We start from the raw sequence: 20,709 nt of genomic DNA, 5'->3' as shown, positions 1-20,709 counted from the left end.
CTTCAAATTCTAAAATGGCCAAGTATCCGGAATACAAACAGGTTGATTACCCAGGCATAGCGAAAGAAGTGCTCTCTTTCTGGGAGGAAAATAAGGTGTTCGAAAAATCGATCTCCGAAAGAGAAGGAGCAGAAACCTTCACCTTTTTCGAAGGACCTCCTTCAGCAAATGGCACCCCGGGTATTCACCACGTAATGGCACGAACGGTAAAAGACCTTTTTTGTCGCTATAAGACCCAAAGCGGTTTTCAGGTGAAGCGAAAAGGGGGATGGGACACGCACGGCCTCCCGGTTGAATTGCAAGTGGAAAAAGAATTGGGCATTAAAAAAGATGATATCGGGAAAAAGATCTCGATTGAAGACTACAATGCCAAATGCCGTGAGGCAGTGATGAAATACAAGGACCAATGGGATGACCTGACCCGCAAAATGGGATATTGGGTAGACCTGGATAATCCTTACATCACATTCGAACGAGACTACATGGAATCCGTATGGACCTTATTGAAAAGACTTTTCGATAAAGGACTCCTTTATAAAGGGTATACCGTACAACCCTATTCTCCTGCTGCAGGAACCGGACTAAGCTCTGCGGAGCTGAACATGCCTGGCACCTACAAGCAATTGAAAGACACGTCAATTGTGGCACAGTTCAAAGTGAAAAAGGATGAGCGTTCAGCTTTTCTTTTCGAGGAAGTAGGAGAAGATGTACGTATCCTGGCCTGGACCACTACGCCCTGGACTTTACCGTCCAATTGTGCACTTGCCGTCGGAGAAAAAATTGATTACGTCAAAGTAAAAACTTACAATCCATATACCTTCTTGCCGATTTCTGTCGTATTGGCCAAAGATCTGGTAGGCAACTTCTTCAATAAGAAAGCAGCCGATTTGAATCTGTCCGATTATAAAGAAGGAGACAAACTCATCCCGTTCGAGGTTGGCACATCTTTCAAGGGCACCCAAATCCTTGAAACCCGATATGAGCAGTTAATGCCATACGTCACCAATGAGGATTTGGAAAAGAACGCTTTCCGCGTGATCCCTGGAGATTTCGTTTCTACGGCAGATGGTACGGGCGTTGTTCACACAGCCTCTGTATTTGGTGCGGATGACTTTAGAGTGACCCAACAAGCAGGTGTTCCTTCTGTGATGGTTATCGACGAAAATGGACAGGAGGCTCCTTTGGTTGATAAGCAAGGCAAATTCGTCGATGAAGTTACAGACTTTGCGGGACGATTTGTCAAGGAAGAGTATTATGACGAGGCTACCAGGAACGCACCTGACTTTAAGCCCACGGATGTATTGATCGCGATTCTATTGAAAGAATCGAACAAGGCTTTCAAAGTTGAGAAGTACGAGCACTCCTACCCCCATTGCTGGCGTACGGACAAACCCGTATTGTACTATCCGTTGGATAGCTGGTTTGTAAAAACTACCGCACTGAAAGATCGATTGGTGGAGCTTAACAAAACAATCAACTGGAAACCTGAAGCGACAGGAACAGGCCGATTTGGTAACTGGCTCGAGAATCTGGTGGACTGGAACCTGAGTCGATCACGATATTGGGGTACGCCATTACCAATCTGGGTTTCGGAAGACAAAAAAGAATTGAAATGCATCGGCAGCATGGCCGAGCTGAAAGAGGAAGTGAACAAAGCCATCGAAGCAGGTTTTATGACAGAACCTATATCTGATGATTTTGATTTGCACCGACCTTATGTAGATGATATCACGCTAGTTTCCGATAGTGGACAGCCATTGAAGCGAGAATCGGACCTGGTCGATGTTTGGTTTGATTCAGGGGCCATGCCTTATGCACAATGGCACTATCCCTATGAAAATGATGACATCTTCAAAGCCAGTTTCCCGGCAGATTTCATCGCCGAGGGCGTAGACCAGACTCGAGGTTGGTTCTTTACTCTGCACGTAATTGCTACCTTACTTTTTGATGGCGTGGCTTTCAAAAATGTGATTGCAAATGGGCTTGTCCTTGACAAGGAAGGCAACAAAATGTCCAAGAGTAAAGGCAATGCGGTCAATCCATTTGATACACTGGATAAATACGGACCGGACGCTACACGCTGGTACATGATCAGTAATGCGAACCCTTGGGATAACTTGAAATTTGACCTGGATGGTGTTTTGGAAGTGCAACGCAAACTATTTGGCACCCTTGCTAATACCTACAGTTTCTTTGCACTGTATGCCAACATTGACGGATTCGATTTCAGCAATGATCCTCTTCCATTAAAAGAAAGAACCGAAAGTGATCGATGGATCCTTAGCCGATTGAATAGCATGATCGGTGAAGTAAATCGCTCCTTTGAAGAGTATGAGCCAACTCGTGCTGCCAGAGCAATCCAGAATTTCGTTACGGATGAATTGAGTAACTGGTATGTTCGTCTGAATCGCAAACGTTTCTGGGTTGGGTCTTACAATCAGGACAAAGAAGCGGCCTATCAGACGCTTTATACCTGTTTGAAAACCATCTCCAAATTGATGGCACCTATTGCGCCATTTTATGCGGAGCGTTTATATGCAGACCTCAATCAATCTTCCCAAAAAGAAGACAGTGTTTCTGTTCACCTGACGAACTTCCCACAGGCAGACGCTTCTGTGATTGATGAGGAACTGGAGAAACGCATGAAACTGGCGCAGACGGCCTCTTCGCTGGTGCACTCTTTGCGTAGAAAAGAAAAGATCAAGGTACGTCAGCCGTTGACCAAAATTATGATCCCTGTGCTATCTCAGGCAGAGCAAGATCGATTGGAAAAGGTGGAGGAATTGATCATTTCTGAAACGAACGTAAAAACTGTAGAGTACCTGAACGATACTTCAGGGATTCTCGTAAAAAAGATCAAGCCTAATTTTAGGGCCCTGGGTGCTACTTTTGGACCGAAAATGAAACTGCTGGTTCCTCAGATCAATGGTCTGGATCAGGATCAGATTAAGGTTTTTGAATCCGAAGGTAGTTATCAGTTCGACCTGGAAGGAGAATCGGTGAGCCTATCTCTGGAACAAGTTGAGATCAGTTCCGAGGATATTCCGGGCTGGCTGGTGGCTTCCGAAAACGGACTGACCGTAGCACTGGACATCACCCTGACCGATGACCTGAAGAAAGAAGGGTTGGCAAGAGATGTTGTCAACAGGGTTCAAAACCTGCGAAAAGACAAGGGACTTGAGGTTCAAGATAAAATAGAGATTAACTTCGATAGTTCAATTCAAATGATGGTCGAAGCGGTAGAGGTGCATCGCGAGTACATTCAACGCGAAACACAGGCCTTGAAACTAGAGTATCAGAACGGATTGAATAACGGCGAGGTACTGGATATTGATGGTACAGACCTGAAAATACAACTGGAAGTGGTTCAGTAGCCTCGAAAAAGACATATAAGAATGAGCGACAAGAAAATTAGTGTACTTCCTTTTTATCTGATCAGCTTACTGGTGATTGCGATCGATCAGGGATCGAAAATGTTGGTCTATTTCAACATGGAACGCGGTTCTGCTGGACAGATCAAGATCTTTGGTGACTGGTTCAAACTCCATTACCTGACCAATCCAGGCATGGCTTTTGGCATGGAATTGCCTTTTGAAAACAGTAAGATCATTCTGACTTTGTTTCGGGTATTGGCCATGGTTGCAATTGGGTATTATTTGTACCTGATGACCAAAAAGGAAACTTCGAAAGGACTTTTGATCTGTATCGCACTGATTCTTGGCGGCGCCATTGGCAACCTGATTGATAGTATTTTCTATGGTGTCCTACTAGACAATCACCGATTTGATTCACCTACACCCTGGTTCCACGGTGAAGTGATTGATATGTTCTACATCGATATTTGGGAAGGCCAACTTCCGGGCTGGATCCCGTTTTTTGGAGATAAATGGATGGCACTCTGGCCTGTGTTCAATGTAGCTGATGCGTCTATTTTCGTTGGGATTACGATTATCCTAATTTGGCAACGCTCATTCTTCAAAGAAGAAGAAAAGCCTCAGTCAGAATCATTAGAGAACGAAGCCATAAGCGGAGAAGGTTCTCCATCCATCTCTGGTGAATAAAAGACTTCTCCCGGTAGCAATCGGGATTATTGGTATTCTTTTCTTTTCGACCAAAGCCGTATTTGTCAAGCTGGCTTATGCCTATGGTATTGCTTCGGTACCATTGCTGACGCTCCGAATGGTCTTTTCTCTGCCTTTCTATATCGCCACGCTGGCGTTCATGGGAGGCAAATCCAACAATACGACAAGAAAAGACCTGTTATGGATCTTCTTGTTCGGATTTCTCGGCTACTATCTGGCCAGTTTTCTCGACTTCCAGGGGCTCAAGTACATCAAAGCCAGTGTCGAACGTTTGATCCTGTTCATCTATCCGTCGTTGGTCTTGCTGCTTTCTGCTTTATTCCTTAAGCAAAAGGCAACCAAAATTCAGGTCATTGCACTGGCCATATCCTACATTGGCATCCTATTCGTGTTTGTGCCGGAGGTCGAAGCGGATTCCTCTTCGAATACTTTACTGGGTGGCGTGCTGGTCTTTTTAAGTGGTTTGAGTTACGCAAGCTACATCGTCGGGAGTGGCTGGTTAATTCCTAAGCTTGGTGCCACTCGATTCACCACGTATTGTATGCTTGTCTCCTGTTCATTGGTTATTCTGCACTTCTTTTTGCAGGGCGGTACATGGGATGAGATAATTAACTATCCTTACCAGGTTTATGTTATTACCCTACTGATGGCCGTCATCTCCACGGTGGTGCCTTCATATTTCGTTTCCATAGCCATCAAAGGGCTTGGTGCCAATCAATTTGCCATCTTCGGAAGTCTTGGGCCTGTATCCACAATTGTATTGGCTTATTTCTTTTTGGAGGAAACACTTTCGACTACACAATTCATCGGGGGTCTGGTCGTAGTTGCTGGGGTAATGGCTGCCGAGAAGTTCAAGTCGGCGAAGGGTTCTTGAACACGTAGAATTGATAGGCTGTTCACAAGACATCATTTAACCGAGAACTGTTAAAAAACGTCATTCTCGAAAAATGTGCTCTATCATTATCATTAAAGGACATTTTGTCCCGGCCGGGAGCGGCGGGATTCTCAAGAGTGTGTCAAAGAGATTCCCCGGACTGGGCGTCAGCTATTTTCTGACCATATGCAGAATTTTAGGCCAGAAAATTCTGGAATGACGCACTTAGGGACGTTTCTTAGGTTGAGCTCCGGCAAATACAATTTAAAACACAAATCATCTCCCTTTTCAATGCACTTAATTCAGGTCTATATTCTTATCAATCAGCTATTCCCCACGAGAGTGACCTGAACTGAAGAGCATTGAAGCCCCTAGCAGAAGGCATCACAAGAAATTGAAAATCACCCCAAAGTAGATCGTGCGACGATTGAAAAGTTGATCTGATATGGCAGTGTAATCTCTGTTGTAGGCAATTTCTCGCACATTTTGGAAGTCCACCACATTGCTGACATTTCCAAAAGCGATGATCGTCAGATCTTCGGAGAGTGGAAACAACCTGGAAACATTGAGGTCAATCAATCGGTATGGTGTCAAATGGTCCCGCTCACTTATACCTGCATACTGTGGCTCGTACGCATTCAGATTCTCATCAAAAGTTGCAGCAATCACTGGCTGGTATCGCGTTCCGGGTCGGAATATCCATCGAGAGCCTAGTGTCCAGTGCTCCAAAAAGGCCCACTCTAAACCACCTTTAATGAAGTAATTCATGTCAAAATTCCCAGCGTAAGTTGTTTCTTCTGTCCGTACCGTCGCATCGATGAAAGTATAAGAAGCATTATAAGAAAACTTGGAACCGACTTTCGAATCAATGCTCACTTCTAATCCATGCGTGGTAATGTCTTGCCCTTCCAACTGACTGTCTTTCGTGAATATGGAAATCGCCAATAGATTTGACCCTCGCTTGCGTTGCACATCAATAGATGCCTGTGTCGTTTTGATCAGCATGGTAGCTGGATCAATGGATTGTGGCAACACGAACTTATGGAACGTACCATAAGCGGCCTTCACGACCCATCGATTGTTGACTTGATAATTAACATTGGTCTGTCGGCTCCAAAATGACTTTTGCCCACTCAATGGAATGTTCTTTCTTAAGGCGCTACCAATCACTAAGCGGTCTGTGATATCTCGTTTGAGATACACATAGGCATCCAACACCTCTCTTCGATTATTGACTTGTGAAAAAGAAACCGGATGTTCGGGACCGAAAGCATATCCGTAGGTCGATACCATTCCTTCAAAATCGGAGTGACGTGAATCGAAAGCCACACCTGCCTTGATGCCTAGCTTCTCCCCTTCATATTGGTAATTGCCTCCAAGAAAAATATCCTGATTTTGTATGGCAATGTCCGTGTTACTGAAATCAAAATCGATGGTTGAATGGCTGAATCCTGTATTCAACGCCAACGTCGTTCGTTCCAATCGATGCGTCAGGTTCGCAATAGACAGGTTGCGTCGCTTTCTCTGGCGAAACAAACCATTGAAGGTCGGCGAGGTAAAGTTGAAATCATACCCTTCGACCAGTGTGTAATTGAACAACTTCAATTGGGTTCGGTCCTGCAATTGATTGACGTAATGTAAACCTAAATCCACGGAATTAAATTTGAGGATATCTTTCAGAGCCGTCTGATTCAAGTTGCGAAAAAGACCAGACGACTGGTAGTTGCCATAAATAGTGATCCCCTGTTTATCGTTAATGCGTTGCCGAATACTACCACCGGAACTAGCTAAAGTAAGTGCCAATTGTCGCTGGTTCTCTTCAGGAATACCATCTTCCGTTTGCATCGCAATCAATCCGGATGAAGTATTTCCGAATTCAAGTGGTGGATTTCCTGGGAAGACCTGTACACTTTTCAATAAATCAGTGTTGAAGAAGCTTAAGGTTCCAAGTCCATTCAATTGCGAGAATCGGACAAAATCATACACCGGAACCTGATTCAGGAAGACGCCAGTTTCGGCCGGACTACTTCCCCGAAAACTCACATTGGCGGTTTCGTCCAGGGTAGTCGCGCTGGCCAGTGAGTTAACGGCTAACAGTGCATCAGCTTTAGAGCTGGGATTTTTATATATCTCTAGCTTGCTGATTTTCTTGATGCTGAATTCCTCCGCAATCAGGTTCTCCGCAGAAACCACCACTGCATCGATCATCTGTTGAGAGGGAACCAAAGCAACAACTTTTTCTTTTTGCAGTTGAGTCACCGCGATCACCAATTCTTCATACCCAATGAAAGAGATAAGCAAGGAATCCGTAGGTTTTACTGCTTCAACCGGGATGCTAAAAGCCCCCTTGATGTTGGTAATGGACCCTTTGCTCCAATCCGACAAGAGGTAGACATGCGCTCCAATCAAAGGTTGCTGGTCATCTACGCCCTGTACGGTCCCGGAAATGGTCTGCTGCGCACAAACCACTACCGAGGTGATCAAGAAAGTAAAAATCAGTAAGGATCGCATTATTTCGAAACTTGAGGAAGTAAGACGTAATTCACCCAGTTGAAATCTTTTTCGATTTCCAGGCTTGCGAGATAGGTTTCCTTGGCTTTATCTTTCTTATTAATGGCCTGATAAGCCTGACCTAACCATGCATAGGTATCGAGAAACATCCAGTCATTATCACTACCTTCCTGATTCTTGTAAAGCAATACTGCCTTTTCATAAGCCTTTACTGCCTCTTCTTTGTCTCCACCCCATGTCTCAGGCGTAAACAGTTTGCTGTTCCCATACAGCTTCTGAACAATGGGTGAGTTTGGATTTTCTTCCATCGCATCCTCGATAGTACTGTTGCTCTTTGGTCCGAGAAACATACCTTTCCAGGGTGAATAGGCGATTTTGAAACCGTAAATTCCTGACTGTATGGCTTTACAGTCTGCAACCCGAAAATCCTGATCGATCAATTCATCCAGGTGATCCATAGCATCATCAACATATTGATCAAAGAAGTCTTCATCCTGATCCTTCATGGTCGCACTCATGCCACCATACATCGTCATAGCCAGATCAAATCGTGCTTCATTGGATTTACTTGACTCATATTGTTGTTGTGCCTGAGCAATGCTTCGCTCCCAGAGCTGCATCGATCCACTTAAATAAGCTGCATACGTACTGTTTTGGATAGGTTGCTGAAAGGAACTGGCCATAATGATCAATACCAGGCCAAGAAAGAGTTTACTTAAATTTTTCATGATATAAATTAGTTTATATTATAAACTGAATTGGTAAAATTTTTTATTTGATGTATTGCTGCAAAGCTTTGACGTAGGCTTCAAATGCCTCCACGCCTTTTTTGGTCACTTTACAAGTAGTCAATGGCCGTTTGCCTTTGAATGACTTTTCGATCTCAATGTAGCCGACTGTGGAAAGCTTGTCCAGTTGTACACTTAGATTTCCGGCAGTCGCTTCTGTCTTTTCTTTTAGAAAGGTGAAATCCGCAGATTCTACACTGATTAAAACAGACATCACAGCCAATCGTAATTGCGAATGCAAAAGGGGATCAAGTGCTTTGAACTGACTCATGTTATTCTCCTTTTTTGAGCAGGTATCCGGGAATAAGATATCCGACGCACATGCCAATGCCAGCAATCAAGTATTGAAATTCAATAGGCACCAGGAAAGCGACTACCGCACACAATGCCAGTGCCAGCCCTCCGAATATCAATGGACGAAATCGCAGCACTTCGCCCGTCACATAAGTGCCAACTGCTGAGAACAGTAGAATAACAGGAGTTGTTTGATAATTCAAATTTGACATGAAGACCAGTACCATAATGATACATGCGAAAATAGCCCACCACAGTTTACCATAGATGCGGTCAAAGGAACTTGGCACAACAGTACGCTTCCCAGCTTTTCGAATGGAATAAATGATCGTGATGATCACTGCGGGAATGACTAATAACCAGACGATATAGGGATGGTTATAATCAGTGAACTTCATGAGGCCAAAGTGTCCAAAATCAGCTAGCGCAATGAAACTACCCCACAACAAAAAATAGAAACTTCCGCCTCGAGCAAAATTCGATTTGGCTTTGCCAATCATCCCTGTGATGATCTGCAAACTTTCTTCCGGTGAAATGTTTTGTTCGTCCATAATACAAGGTGTTTATTCACCTATACGGAGCAAATATAAATTAGTTTACATTATAAACTAATTCATCAAAGAAAAAGCCGCTAGAAAGCAGCTTTTCATTCATTATTTATCTTCTTCGCCCTTGTTTTCTTTCGCGGGCTTACTTTTTCGCTTCTTTACTTTTAGTGTCAGCACATCGGATTTTCCATCCCAATCTGCCACGATCGTATCCCCTTCTTGCGCTTCTCCTTTGAGAATTTCCTCTGCAACAGGATCTTCCAGGTATTTCTGAATGGCTCTGTTAAGAGGTCGGGCACCAAACTGTGGATCGTATCCTTTGTCCGACAAGAAATCCTTTGCCTTCGTAGACAAATCGATTTCGTATCCAAGCTCAACAATTCGCTGGAACAGTTTGTCCAAAGAAATATCGATGATCTTGTGAATGTCATCTCGCTCGAGGCTGTTAAACACAATCACATCATCCAATCTGTTCAGGAATTCAGGACTGAATGCCTTCTTCAATGCATTTTGAATGGTGGACTTCATCAACTCATCCATGTTGTCCTTTTTCGCTTGTGTCGCGAATCCGATCCCTGCTCCGAAATCTTTCAGGTCCCTTACACCAATATTGGAAGTCATGATGATGATCGTATTTCGGAAATCCACTCTACGGCCTAATCCATCGGTGAGGATACCATCATCTAAAACTTGTAGCAAGATGTTGAAGACATCCGGGTGCGCTTTTTCGATCTCATCCAGGAGTACAACTGAGTAAGGCTTTCTTCTTACCTTCTCCGTAAGCTGACCACCTTCTTCGTACCCAACATAACCGGGAGGCGCTCCTACCAATCGGCTGACAGAGAATTTCTCCATGTACTCACTCATATCGATTCGGATGAGTGATTCATCTTTATCAAACAAGTAGCTTGCCAACACCTTCGCCATTTCCGTCTTACCAACACCAGTAGGTCCCAGGAATACGAATGTTCCGATAGGTTTCTTAGGATCTTTCAATCCCACACGTGTACGCTGGATTGCTTTGGTCAGCTTCTCAACCGCTTCACCCTGACCAATGACTTTGTCTCCCAGCTCCTGCTTCATATTGAGCAGCTTGTCACTCTCATTCTGAGCGATTCGCTTGGTCGGGATACCAGTCATCATTGCGATCACTTCAGCAACGCTTTCTTCGTTTACCTCGTATCGCTTGGTCTTGGTTTCATCTTCCCAACGGGCCTTCTCTTCTTCGAGATTGGCCAGGAGTTTCTTTTCTTTATCTCTAAGCTGAGCAGCCTCTTCGTACTTCTGACTTTTGACTACTCTGTTTTTCTCTTTCTTAACTTCCTCAATCTGCTCCTCCAGTGAGATCACTTTTTCTGGAACATTGATGTTGTTGATATGTACCCGGGCACCTGCTTCATCCAAAACATCGATCGCCTTATCTGGCAAGAATCGATCACTGATGTAACGATCAGACAACTGTACACAAGCTTCTACCGCCTCTTTCGTGTAGTTCACGTGGTGATGACTCTCGTACTTGTCTTTGATGTTATCCAGGATCTGAATGGTTTCTTCCGGAGTAGTTGCATCTACCATCACCATCTGGAAACGACGTGCAAGGGCGCCATCTTTCTCGATATATTGACGATACTCATCCAGGGTAGTCGCACCGATGCATTGGATTTCTCCGCGGGCCAGTGCAGGCTTGAACATATTGGAAGCATCCAGTGAACCAGAAGCACCACCAGCTCCCACAATGGTATGAAGCTCGTCGATGAATAGGATGACATCTGTATTCTTCTCGATCTCGTTCATCACTGCCTTCATACGCTCCTCGAACTGGCCACGGTATTTTGTGCCAGCCACTAAGGAAGCCAAATCCAGCGTAACCACACGCTTACCAAAAAGCACGCGGGATACTTTCTTCTGCACGATTCTCAAGGCAAGACCTTCCGCAATGGCAGTTTTACCTACACCAGGTTCACCAATAAGGATCGGATTGTTCTTTTTACGACGGCTCAGGATCTGGGCTACACGCTCAATTTCTTTTTCTCTGCCAACGATCGGATCGAGTTTATCGTCCTCAGCTAGCTTAGTCAGGTCTCTACCGAAGTTGTCAAGCACCGGAGTTCGGCTCTTTTCATTTCCTTTAGAAGACTCACCTCTTCCTGAGCTAGAAGATCCGCCACCAAACATACGTCCGGAATCTTCATCCTGATCGTCTGTATCAGATGTTGCCATTGGATTCTCAGTCTGGTACTCCAGTAATTCTTTCACCACATCGTATGCTACTTCAAATTTGTCTAGTATTTGAGTCGCCAGATTGTCTTCGTCTCTCAAGATCGATAGTAATAAATGCTCTGTCCCTATAAGTTGGCTTTTGAAGATCTTAGCTTCCAGGTAAGTGATCTTTAGCACTTTTTCCGATTGCCTTGTCAATGGAATGTTCGCAAGGTTCTTTACGTTGCTGGTTGCCGTTCCCTTCGTTGCTTGCTCGATAGATGTTCGGAGTTCCTCCAAAGAAACACCAAGCTTCTTCAACAATCCCACAGCCACGCCTTCGCCTTCACGGATCATCCCCAACAATAAATGTTCTGTGCCAATATAGTCATGTCCCAGGCGCAAGGCTTCTTCCCTGCTCAAAGAAATAACTTCTTTGACCCTGTTCGAAAATTTAGCTTCCATAAATATGATTTATAGGATCGCACCGATCCTTTTATAAAATTATACCTTATTTGAATCAAATCCCCATCTCCTCTTGATTAAAACGCAACGAGTTTCAGATTTGTTCGGCCTTAAACTTTTGATTTCCTAAGAATCGAAACGGACTCGTCGCCCATTGAGAAGAGGAGGTCTAATACCGACAGGCAAGGGACAAATTCTTTGCCAAAGTTCTGAAAATATTCTTCAGGTTTATAAATACTTCGCTGAGTGTAAGGTTTCTTGGGGTGAATTAGTCCTCTGAAGTCCCGAATGGGAGAATTTGGCATTTTTTCGTACGTCACTGTTAGATCAATGGACCTGTCAATATGTAAGCACTTCAGACATAATGTCACAGTCGCCTGGCATAAATCAACTAAAAAAGTAGGACGCTGTTCCAGAATCGTTTGCAATTCGGGACCATAATATTCAAAATAAGCCGCTTTGCCATAGGCCGAATAAATGGCTCCCCAATGATCTTTGATCCAGCTTTGGGCATAATCAATACGAACGTCTTTCATCGACATGTGATTGCGATAGCTGACCGGAACAACCAGATTTTGGGGTCCATTAGAAGTCAAAATAGTGGTTCGATTTCGAAAAGTCTGTTTCAAAAAATGCTCCTCAACTTCCCAGGTAATGGCATCCGTCTCATCAATGAGCAGGTAGTATTCCAATGAACCGAAGTAGTGTGGTTCAATCAATAAGGAATTAGCTGATTCCATCAGAAAAGGTCTTCAAAATCTCCCAGGCCTTCCCGTACTAGTTCAGGTTCCCCACTGGTACAATCCACCACTGTACTCGCCTCGATATTTCCATATCCGCCATCGATCACTATGTCAACCAACTGATCAAATTTCTCATGGATCAACTCGGGATCAGTAGAATATTCCAGAATTTCATCCTCATCGTGAATACTCGTGGTAATGATTGGGTTACCCAATTCCCTAACAATCTCTCTTGGAATGTTATTATCTGGCACCCGGATCCCGACCGTCTTTTTATTTGCATTCAGGATCTTCGGCACTTTCGTCGACGCTTCTAACAAGAATGTGTAAGGGCCCGGCAATCCTTTCTTCATGATCTTGAAAATGGGTGTGGTAACCCTGCGTGTGTATTCCGAAAGGTGACTCAGGTCATAACAAATAAAGGATAAATTTAGGTTCTTGCCCTTGATCCCTTTGATCTGCTTGACCCGGTCCAGTGCTTTTTGATTGAAAATATCGCAGCCTAAACCATAGACGGTATCCGTGGGATAGATGATAACCCCTCCTTTGGAAAGGACATCCACCACCGTGGCAATTTTCCGCGGGTCCGGATTTTCAGGATATATTTTCAGCAATTCCGCCATTGACACAAAGGAAAGGCAACCCAACCACTTGTTCGTGATTGTTGCCTCGCGAAATTACTATTTTTGCCGCCTATGAAACGAAAGAAGTTTGTTGCAGTTTTTATGATCGTGGGTACGATCATGGCTTCGTCCTTTGCTTTCTATTTCTATCAGATGCTATTCACCCCCAACATTCTGGTAGAACGTAATGATGAACTATTTGCCATCGCACCGGGGGCAACTTTCGATAAAGTGCAGGACGACTTATACGATCTTGGGATTGTGAATGACCTGGTTTCATTCAGTTTTCTGGCTAAACTTCGGGATTATGACGATTATGTAAAACCTGGTCTATACAAGCTTCGAAAAGACATGTCGAATCTGCAGGCGATCAATCTGCTACGTTCAGGTGCCCAGGAACCTGTTCGAGTGACGTTTACCGTCGCCCGAAAAATTGAGGAGCTCCCCGGAAAACTCGCGCCTTACGTCTATTTTTCAGAAGAAGACCTGGCTAAGGTCATGCTTTCGGAATCTGTTGCTGAAAACTATGGATTCACTTCCGAAGAATTCATTGCTATGTTTATTCCCAACACCTATGAGGTCTACTGGACCATTACTCCGGAACAATTTCTTGATCGCATGAAGAAGGAATACGACCGGTTTTGGAATGCTGAACGCGTGGCAAAAGCAGAAGCACTCGGACTGACGCCAAAAGAAGTGGCCACATTGGCTTCAATCGTAGAATCAGAAATCAGTTTCATCGATGAGGCCCCCAAGGTAGCCGGCATGTATCTGAATCGATTGAAGTTAGACATGTTGCTACAAGCAGACCCAACATTAAAATTTGCACTCGGGGATTTCGCCATCCGGAGAGTATTGAATAAAGACAAGGAAGTTGATTCTCCTTATAACACGTACAAGTATGCCGGATTGCCTCCTGGGCCCATCAGTTTACCATCTATTCCCGGACTAAATGCGGTACTCAACGCGGAAGATCACGATTACCTCTATTTGTGCGCAAAAGCTGATTTTAGTGGTTATCATGCTTTTGCTACTAACCTTACACAACATAACAAAAATGCGAGAGAGCTACATCGCGCATTGAACAAGGCAAAAATTTATAGATAATGTACCAGCACGAAGTTCAGATACGGGTAAGATATGCGGATACAGACCAAATGGGTTATGTATACTACGGTAACTATGCCGCTTATTATGAAGTAGCACGTGTAGAATCTTTCCGAAGCCTCGGTTATGCTTACAAAAACCTTGAAGAAGCTGGTGTGATGATGCCGGTACTGGAATTGAAAACCAAGTACAAACTTCCTGCAAAGTACGACGACCTGTTGACGGTAAAAGTGACCATTCCGGAAATGCCAAGGGTGAAGATTCTGTATCAGTACGAAATCTACAATGAAGCGGGTGAACATCTCAATTCAGGAGAAACCACACTGGCTTTCATTCAAATGGCTTCCGGCAGACCGACACGCATCCCAGAAGTCATGAAGAACTTGTTGAGCCCTTATTTTGAATGAGTCTGCAGCCATAGTACCCGCTCCCTGGCAGCTGAAAGGTGAAGGCATCATTTTAATGTACACTTCGCTGAGAAAGCAATTTGAAAAGACGGATTTTTTCCTTCCTTATTCTTTAAAAAGCAATTTCTCTGGTGGCTTGGGATATGTCATGTTGGTGAACTACACCGAAAGCCCAGTAGGTCCTTATAAAGAATTATTGGTTATCCCGGGAAAGTGTAAAACGCCACATGGGCCTAAACAAACCATCTCCAAAATTTATGTGGACTCTGCAGCAAGCCTGAAAAGCGGGCGTGCCAATTGGGGCATACCAAAAGAATTGGCGCAGTTTGATTGGTCTAAGGACCACAAAGGGACAAGTGTACAGGTCAAAAAAGAAGATGAAGTTTTCTTTGACATTACGGTCAAAAATAAGCCAATCAAATTTCCATTAACCACGGCCATTCTTCCAATCCGATTGTATCAGGAATTGAACGACACCACGTATCAGGTCAATCCCTCAGGTCGGGGTATCGGACAATTGGCCAAAGCTTCTATTAACCTTATCAATCCTGATTTTTTCCCAGACGTTCGCGGTGCCAAGTGCCTGGCCGTTTCTGTGAATCCATTTTGGATGAAGTTTCCTTAAAATAATTACCATGAGAGCATTCTTATTTTCATTAATCTTCACCTGCTTCTTATTTCCAACAATTGCTCAAGATGCAACCACCATCTTTCTGGTTCGTCATGCGGAGAAAGTAGACAGTAGCCGAGATCCGGAATTGAGTCTACAAGGAAAAGCACGTGCCGTTCGATTGATGGAATTACTGTCTGAAACAGGGATTGACCGTATCTATTCTACGGATTACATCCGAACCCGAGACACAGCTAAGCCTTTAGCAGAAAAGCTGGACTTGTTCATAGAATCCTATCGGCCCTTTGAAGAGCAGTTAGTAGAGACTTTGACTCAAAAACTGGATGGCAAACAAATACTAGTCGTCGGACACAGTAATACCATTCCCGATCTGGTCAATAAATTGATTGATGAAGAAGTCTACCAGCAACTAGCCGATGATGCTTATTCGAATTTGTTTGTGGTGACGCTTATTGACGGGAAGGCTACACATTATGTATTGACGTTTTAGTGTCTAAGAGCTGTTCTTAAATCCCCCGCCTTCCAGGCGCCTCTACGCGAGCCTCCCCTTTGAAAAAGAGTGGATTACTCCCAAAAAAAGTTGTAGATAAAGCGGACTTAAGATTGCTGAAGAAAACTCAAATCCTCAGATGTCTTTCTGGGGATGAATTCGATCACTTCGTAATCTGCGATTCCATTGATCTTGAACGGGTCATTAGCTATTGCTGCCCAGACTTTATCTCTATTTCCCATATTGGACAGTATGACCCCACCATTTCTGGGAATTTTAGGTCCAGAGGCGAGGAAGTTTCCTAGTTCATATTGCTCGTCCAGGTATTGAACATGTGCTTCCAGGTATTGGTCTACCTGGTCCAATGGGACTTTATATGTCAGATTGATAATGAACATAGATGTCTTATTTCGTGCAAAAAAATAGCTTCAGATTTGATGCCGTGGATAACCCTCTATTCAAAAAAGTATCTTTTGATCTGTCAGATTGAGCTTGTCGAAATCGATGTGAACAATTCTATGAACTCCTTTAATTAGACATTTTTACACAAATCGTCGAAGAGATACCGGTATTTTTTCAGCTTCCTTCGGAATTTAAACCGAAAAAAACCGGCATGACGATTTTCGGAACTTCGATTATAAATTATGCTACAAATACTCCACAGGAGCGGCTTCTAACGTCAGGTCTTGCTGATCCTGAATGATCTTAGCAATACCCCGGGTTCTGCCCATTTCATACTTGTAAAAGAATTTCATGGTGTGGACCTTACCTTCATAGAAGGACTCGGCATATTTACCGTTTCCAGTGACCAGTGCTTCCTTGGATTTCGAAGCAATCTTCAGCCACTGCCAGCCAATGATGATCGTGCTGAACATGTCCATGAACAACGTTGCATCGGCCAGGAATCTCTGGTGATCCCCTTTCATCGCATGCGGCATCAAGGCACCAATCACCTCTTGAACCAATCCCATGTTCATCATGAGTGTCTGGCCATATGGCTTCAATTCATCATATTTCTCAGCTTCCGCTACGGTGGCCTGGATCTCTTTACCAAGATCCTTCAATATCTCACCATTTTTCAGCATGACTTTACGCCCTAGCAAGTCCAGTGATTGGATGCCAGTAGTGCCTTCATACAGGGAAATAATCCGTACATCTCTGTAATACTGCTGAAGAATGAAGTCTGTGGTAAAACCATACCCGCCCAGGATCTGTAGTCCATTATCTATTGCTTCTTTTCCTTTTTCCGCAGGATAGGTTTTGACGATTGGCGTCAACAACTCCAATAGCAATTTATACCGCTCTTTATCCGCCGGGTCCTGAATGGTACTTTCCTGATCCAGGTAGTGACTGGCTTCCGTCATGAGGCTAATGCTTCCTTCTATGATAGACTTCTGAAGCAACAACATTCGCTTCACGTCCGGGTGATTGATGATCAGCGTTTGCTCTTCTTCCACATTCTTAGATCCGTCCGATCCTAATCGTCGGCCCTGAGGGCGCTCTTTGGCATATTCCAATGAAGCAAAGTAAGCCGCCGAAGCAATTGCCGTACCCATTCTTCCTGTGGCGATTCGGGCTTCATTCATCATCTGGAACATGTACTTCAAACCTTTGTTAGGTTCTCCTACCAACCATCCGATGGAATCCCCACCATCACTGAATCCAAGATGCGTGGTACAATATCCTTTTTGGCCCATTTTATTGAACTCTCCTAAGGTAGCTACATGGTTGTATTCCAAACCTCCTGCTTCTATCCGACTTCTTGGCACGACAAACAGAGATATCCCTTTGGTTCCCGCAGGTGCCCCTTTGATCCTTGCCAATACCAGATGAATGAAGTTGTCTGCGAACTGATGATCTCCTGAAGAGATGAATATTTTCTGGCCATCAATTTTGTAAGTTCCGTCTTCTCGGGGCTCGGCTGAAGTGATGATATCTGAAAGCGAACTGCCTGCCTGTGGCTCCGTCAAGCACATGGTACCACCCCACTTCATGTCCAGCATGTTCTGCACATACGTGTCGTTCAGTTTTTGATCCCCAAAAGCAATGATCAAGTGTGCCGCACCTGCTGTCAACCCAAAATAACCCGGGATATGATTATTGGCGGCCTCCATGATCAAGTAAGCTGCATTTACGATAGACGCGGGTAATTGCAATCCGCCTGCTTCAGCATCAAACCCAGCACCGATCATACCCATCTCACCAACCATTTTCAGTACCTTCTCAAACTGCGGGTGGATATGAATTCTGCCATCTTTATACACCGCAGGCTGTTCATCCATTTCTCGGATGTACGGGAACATTTCCTTGTCCGAAAGATCTTTGATCGAATCCAACAAAAGGTCTATCGCCTCTTTGTCGTACGCATTGAACCGCTCATTCGTCAACAATCCATCAACTTCATGCACATCATAGAGCAGAAATCGCAGGGTATCCATGTCAATGTATTGATTCGCCATCTTACTTATGTTTTATTGGGTTAATTCTCTGGTTAACAGCTCAATGAAATACTGAATGTGCTGTCACAACAATTTTATAAATGTAAGGTAGAAATTGCATATAGAAGCCATAAAGGCAGAAAAAAGTATGCATGCATACGATATTTAGCAGTCTAAACACATCAGAAAAGACTTATTTCAAGGCATGAAATTCCTACTTCTTCTCTTGGCGAATAACCGATGGTTTGCTTAGATTCCGTTCTGAAAAATTGAAATAACTGGTGTGAGTAAACAAGGAATTAAGGCGCGTTTAGGGCGATGGTTAGGAATGGAAACTCCCAGGACAGGCATTGCCTTGGGCGGTGGTGGTGCGAAAGGATTTATTCACCTCGGCGTGATCAAAGCATTGTATGAAGAGGGCGTTCGAATCGATGAAATTGCCGGTACCAGTGCAGGAGCTATTGCCGGTGCGCTCATTGCTAGTGGAAAAGATCCAATCACCGCACATGAGATCCTGAAAACACGGGACTTCTTCGGGTATTCGAAATTCAACATTCCTAGGGTTGGCTTATTTGGATTGGATGGGTTGACAAACCTCATTGAAACCGAAATTGAAGCCCAAACATTTGATGAACTGGAGATCCCATTTTATGCTTCCGCTACCAATCTCCATACCGGTAAAATCGAATACCTGAATGAAGGATCATTAGCAAGAGCAGTTACTGCATCATCAAGCATTCCATTTCTTTTCAAACCGATGCACATCAATGGTTCGATCTATTCCGATGGAGGCATCATCGATAATTTGCCCATCACACCTTTACAGAAAACTTGTAACCGGATCATTGCCGTCAACATCAGCCCAATCGAGGAGAAGGAAAAGCTGAACAGTATTTTCACCATCGCTGTTCGCACCTTTGAAATCACCGTCAATGCCAGGGCCGTGGCTAATAAACACAAATGTTCCCTTTTCATTGAGCCAGAAGGGATCGGAAATTATGACCTGTTTGACATCAAGAAAGCTGATGAGCTATTTAATCTAGGTTATGAGCATACGAAGCAACTACTTGCTTCGAAAAAGAAATCCGGCTGATATTTAGAAATACCGGCTCACGTAACTTCATACCTTTAGACGAAGAAAAAGCCGATCTTTACACTACTTATATTGAATTGAGTTAAATGAAGGGATCGTCAAGTCCATCAGTTTTTCAACGAAGGGGGCTCTTAGTTTGGAAGAGTTTAGCTGCTAAATGTTTCCTTTTAGGGATTTTCGGATTGCTGTCTTGTCAACCTGAGGGGTCCCAGCAAACATCCAGGACTACCCAAGAACAAGCAATAATAGCCACACCTGACAGCATTGCTTCGGATCAGGAAATGGAAGCATTAAAAAAGTCCTATGAAAGAAAAATAGATTCTCTGCTCAACCTACAGAAAAATGCGGATGCCGAACTTCAGGATAAAGTAGCAATATTGACAAAAGAAGCGGAAGCCTTAGCCGCTTACAACCAAAACCTGGATCGTCAGGTGGGTAAACAAGCCAATGATATCCAGAGGCTCCAGGACAGCTTGCAGGCAGTGCTTGATCAGAAAAATGAAACCTTTGAGGTTCCTTTCAATGCCGTAGCACTCACGGAAGAATCGTTGGACTCATTGGTCGAATCCACAGCACCAACAATACCTTCTCTCTCATTTGGTGCACTTGAATCAGATGACGAAAATGTCGCCTTTTCCAAAGAAATTGATTCATTGGCACGTGAAGTTGATAAGAGTAAAAGCCAGGCAGCCCTTCAAGACAAACGCCTCGATGGCATCCTCTCCAATTTGGCCATTGCCGTGGAACCGAAAAGTCAAAAGTCCGGCAAAGGATACGAAGACGTGATCATCAACACCTTGTTGTCTACGGTTTCGGACGACACTTTGATTGTCAACCAATATAACCGGGGATTCTACACCAAGCAAGACTTGAATGCCATGGTGGGTGATTACAAGATCAGAAAGACCGCAAAGACCACCGCAGGAGAGCTGATACTTTATCGGCGAAAGAAAAAGCAGGATCAACAGTCGGCAGTTATTTATCTGAATGGAAAATCATATCGTTTTTCCAGAAATCAGATTGATACGATTCAAGTGAATAATGTATTTGAAGTGCAGGTTTGTGATGCCAATGATCGATGTGAGTTCATGGCATTCAGCAGTCAAATGAACAACTATGTAGAAGTGTCACTTTCTAAAAACACCGATACTACGGAGGTGAAAGCTGTCAATCAGGTATTGGGTGAATTCTATGCCCGGCAGGTTGCTTCGGCGAGAAAGGAGAAATAATCTTCGACAGGCTCAGTTTTCTGATCATCTCAATTCAGAGTAATCAATCTCAACTCCACAAATATTTTTAAAATCCCACTGACGTGATTTAAAATCGAACTCAGGTTTGAACGCTCTATTCAGATAGAAAACCATTCATCAATATTTTTCGTTTATAACTTTCAATACTTTTTGAAAGTTCGAATAC

General features: G+C 43.9%; 18 protein-coding genes. 9 read left to right on the top strand and 9 right to left on the bottom strand.

The genetic code is table 11. From position 1 onward, the window contains the following. Positions 1-14: 14 nt before the first annotated feature. The 3 genes from ileS to R8G66_34425 are packed head-to-tail and all read left to right on the top strand — an operon-like array spanning position 15 to position 4,956. Positions 15-3,374 (top strand): isoleucine--tRNA ligase, encoded by a 3,360-nt coding sequence (gene ileS / locus R8G66_34435; protein MDW3197515.1) that lies wholly within the window; start codon positions 15-17, stop codon positions 3,372-3,374. Positions 3,375-3,395: 21 nt separating this feature from the next. Then, complete coding sequence (locus tag R8G66_34430) at positions 3,396-4,061, top strand: lipoprotein signal peptidase (GenBank protein ID MDW3197514.1); 666 nt, start codon at positions 3,396-3,398, stop codon at positions 4,059-4,061. Further along, a complete protein-coding gene (locus R8G66_34425; GenBank protein MDW3197513.1) occupies positions 4,054-4,956 on the top strand; it encodes a DMT family transporter in 903 nt (300 codons plus the stop codon). The genes R8G66_34430 and R8G66_34425 overlap by 8 nt, the downstream gene beginning before the upstream one ends. A gap of 384 nt (positions 4,957-5,340) precedes the next feature. Here R8G66_34425 and R8G66_34420 read toward each other — a convergent pair whose 3' ends face one another. The 7 genes from R8G66_34420 to R8G66_34390 form a co-directional block, all read right to left on the bottom strand. Then, entirely contained in the window at positions 5,341-7,467 is a 2,127-nt protein-coding gene (locus R8G66_34420) for a carboxypeptidase-like regulatory domain-containing protein (protein ID MDW3197512.1), read from the bottom strand. Further along, entirely contained in the window at positions 7,467-8,195 is a 729-nt protein-coding gene (locus R8G66_34415) for a tetratricopeptide repeat protein (protein MDW3197511.1), read from the bottom strand. The genes R8G66_34420 and R8G66_34415 overlap by 1 nt, the downstream gene beginning before the upstream one ends. Before the next feature lie 43 nt (positions 8,196-8,238). Then, positions 8,239-8,526: a transcriptional regulator gene (locus R8G66_34410; GenBank protein ID MDW3197510.1), complete on the bottom strand. Its 288-nt coding sequence runs from the start codon at positions 8,524-8,526 to the stop codon at positions 8,239-8,241. A 1-nt stretch (position 8,527) separates the two neighbouring features. Continuing rightward, a complete protein-coding gene (locus R8G66_34405; protein MDW3197509.1) occupies positions 8,528-9,100 on the bottom strand; it encodes a hypothetical protein in 573 nt (190 codons plus the stop codon). A 102-nt stretch (positions 9,101-9,202) separates the two neighbouring features. After that, the gene (locus R8G66_34400; GenBank protein MDW3197508.1) at positions 9,203-11,761 is read right to left on the bottom strand and encodes an ATP-dependent Clp protease ATP-binding subunit; all 2,559 of its coding nucleotides are present in this window, start codon (positions 11,759-11,761) and stop codon (positions 9,203-9,205) included. 110 nt (positions 11,762-11,871) lie between these two features. Continuing rightward, positions 11,872-12,501: a WbqC family protein gene (locus R8G66_34395; protein MDW3197507.1), complete on the bottom strand. Its 630-nt coding sequence runs from the start codon at positions 12,499-12,501 to the stop codon at positions 11,872-11,874. Then, positions 12,501-13,127, bottom strand: coding sequence for an L-threonylcarbamoyladenylate synthase (locus tag R8G66_34390; GenBank protein ID MDW3197506.1), 627 nt, complete (start codon positions 13,125-13,127; stop codon positions 12,501-12,503). The genes R8G66_34395 and R8G66_34390 overlap by 1 nt, the downstream gene beginning before the upstream one ends. Positions 13,128-13,199: 72 nt before the next feature. Here R8G66_34390 and mltG point away from each other — a divergent pair, with 72 nt between their 5' ends. From mltG to R8G66_34370, 4 genes are read left to right on the top strand one after another with little or no spacing between them, the layout of a single operon-like run. After that, the gene (mltG, locus tag R8G66_34385; GenBank protein ID MDW3197505.1) at positions 13,200-14,234 is read left to right on the top strand and encodes an endolytic transglycosylase MltG; all 1,035 of its coding nucleotides are present in this window, start codon (positions 13,200-13,202) and stop codon (positions 14,232-14,234) included. Further along, on the top strand, positions 14,234-14,641 hold the full coding sequence (locus R8G66_34380) for a thioesterase family protein (protein MDW3197504.1): 408 nt from the start codon (positions 14,234-14,236) through the stop codon (positions 14,639-14,641). Before mltG ends, R8G66_34380 begins: the two co-directional genes overlap by 1 nt. Then, on the top strand, positions 14,634-15,266 hold the full coding sequence (locus R8G66_34375) for an acetoacetate decarboxylase family protein (protein ID MDW3197503.1): 633 nt from the start codon (positions 14,634-14,636) through the stop codon (positions 15,264-15,266). Before R8G66_34380 ends, R8G66_34375 begins: the two co-directional genes overlap by 8 nt. A 10-nt stretch (positions 15,267-15,276) precedes the next feature. After that, the gene (locus R8G66_34370; GenBank protein ID MDW3197502.1) at positions 15,277-15,762 is read left to right on the top strand and encodes a phosphoglycerate mutase family protein; all 486 of its coding nucleotides are present in this window, start codon (positions 15,277-15,279) and stop codon (positions 15,760-15,762) included. Positions 15,763-15,869: 107 nt separating this feature from the next. On the opposite strand, the gene R8G66_34365 is transcribed toward R8G66_34370, so the two are convergent. Both R8G66_34365 and R8G66_34360 read right to left on the bottom strand, forming a co-directional pair. Further along, complete coding sequence (locus tag R8G66_34365; protein ID MDW3197501.1) at positions 15,870-16,160, bottom strand: YciI family protein; 291 nt, start codon at positions 16,158-16,160, stop codon at positions 15,870-15,872. Between the two features lie 249 nt (positions 16,161-16,409). Then, positions 16,410-18,221 carry an acyl-CoA dehydrogenase gene (locus R8G66_34360; protein MDW3197500.1) on the bottom strand — a complete coding sequence of 604 codons (1,812 nt, stop codon included), beginning with the start codon at positions 18,219-18,221 and terminating at the stop codon, positions 16,410-16,412. A 262-nt stretch (positions 18,222-18,483) separates the two neighbouring features. On the opposite strand from R8G66_34360, the gene R8G66_34355 reads away from it, so the two are divergent. Beyond that, positions 18,484-19,293, top strand: coding sequence for a patatin-like phospholipase family protein (locus R8G66_34355; protein MDW3197499.1), 810 nt, complete (start codon positions 18,484-18,486; stop codon positions 19,291-19,293). An 86-nt stretch (positions 19,294-19,379) separates the two neighbouring features. Continuing rightward, entirely contained in the window at positions 19,380-20,522 is a 1,143-nt protein-coding gene (locus R8G66_34350) for a hypothetical protein (protein ID MDW3197498.1), read from the top strand. Positions 20,523-20,709 lie beyond the last annotated feature (187 nt).

The organism is Cytophagales bacterium (genome assembly GCA_033344775.1).
Taxonomy (GTDB): Bacteria; Bacteroidota; Bacteroidia; order Cytophagales; family Cyclobacteriaceae; genus JAWPMT01.
The sequence above is the reverse complement of the archived record's forward strand: the minus strand, read 5'-3'. Positions and strand labels throughout refer to the sequence as shown.

Excerpts from the sequence above, each read along its gene's own strand:
- R8G66_34405 (MDW3197509.1), bottom strand. The coding sequence starts at position 9,100 with ATGGACGAACAAAACATTTCACCGGAAGAAAGTTTGCAGATCATCACA.
- R8G66_34365 (MDW3197501.1), bottom strand. The coding sequence starts at position 16,160 with ATGTTCATTATCAATCTGACATATAAAGTCCCATTGGACCAGGTAGAC.
- R8G66_34400 (MDW3197508.1), bottom strand. The coding sequence starts at position 11,761 with ATGGAAGCTAAATTTTCGAACAGGGTCAAAGAAGTTATTTCTTTGAGC.
- mltG (MDW3197505.1), top strand. The coding sequence starts at position 13,200 with ATGAAACGAAAGAAGTTTGTTGCAGTTTTTATGATCGTGGGTACGATC.
- ileS (MDW3197515.1), top strand. The coding sequence starts at position 15 with ATGGCCAAGTATCCGGAATACAAACAGGTTGATTACCCAGGCATAGCG.
- R8G66_34360 (MDW3197500.1), bottom strand. The coding sequence starts at position 18,221 with ATGGCGAATCAATACATTGACATGGATACCCTGCGATTTCTGCTCTAT.
- R8G66_34370 (MDW3197502.1), top strand. The coding sequence starts at position 15,277 with ATGAGAGCATTCTTATTTTCATTAATCTTCACCTGCTTCTTATTTCCA.
- R8G66_34395 (MDW3197507.1), bottom strand. The coding sequence starts at position 12,501 with ATGGAATCAGCTAATTCCTTATTGATTGAACCACACTACTTCGGTTCA.
- R8G66_34410 (MDW3197510.1), bottom strand. The coding sequence starts at position 8,526 with ATGAGTCAGTTCAAAGCACTTGATCCCCTTTTGCATTCGCAATTACGA.
- R8G66_34415 (MDW3197511.1), bottom strand. The coding sequence starts at position 8,195 with ATGAAAAATTTAAGTAAACTCTTTCTTGGCCTGGTATTGATCATTATG.
- R8G66_34350 (MDW3197498.1), top strand. The coding sequence starts at position 19,380 with ATGAAGGGATCGTCAAGTCCATCAGTTTTTCAACGAAGGGGGCTCTTA.
- R8G66_34380 (MDW3197504.1), top strand. The coding sequence starts at position 14,234 with ATGTACCAGCACGAAGTTCAGATACGGGTAAGATATGCGGATACAGAC.
- R8G66_34420 (MDW3197512.1), bottom strand. The coding sequence starts at position 7,467 with ATGCGATCCTTACTGATTTTTACTTTCTTGATCACCTCGGTAGTGGTT.
- R8G66_34390 (MDW3197506.1), bottom strand. The coding sequence starts at position 13,127 with ATGGCGGAATTGCTGAAAATATATCCTGAAAATCCGGACCCGCGGAAA.
- R8G66_34430 (MDW3197514.1), top strand. The coding sequence starts at position 3,396 with ATGAGCGACAAGAAAATTAGTGTACTTCCTTTTTATCTGATCAGCTTA.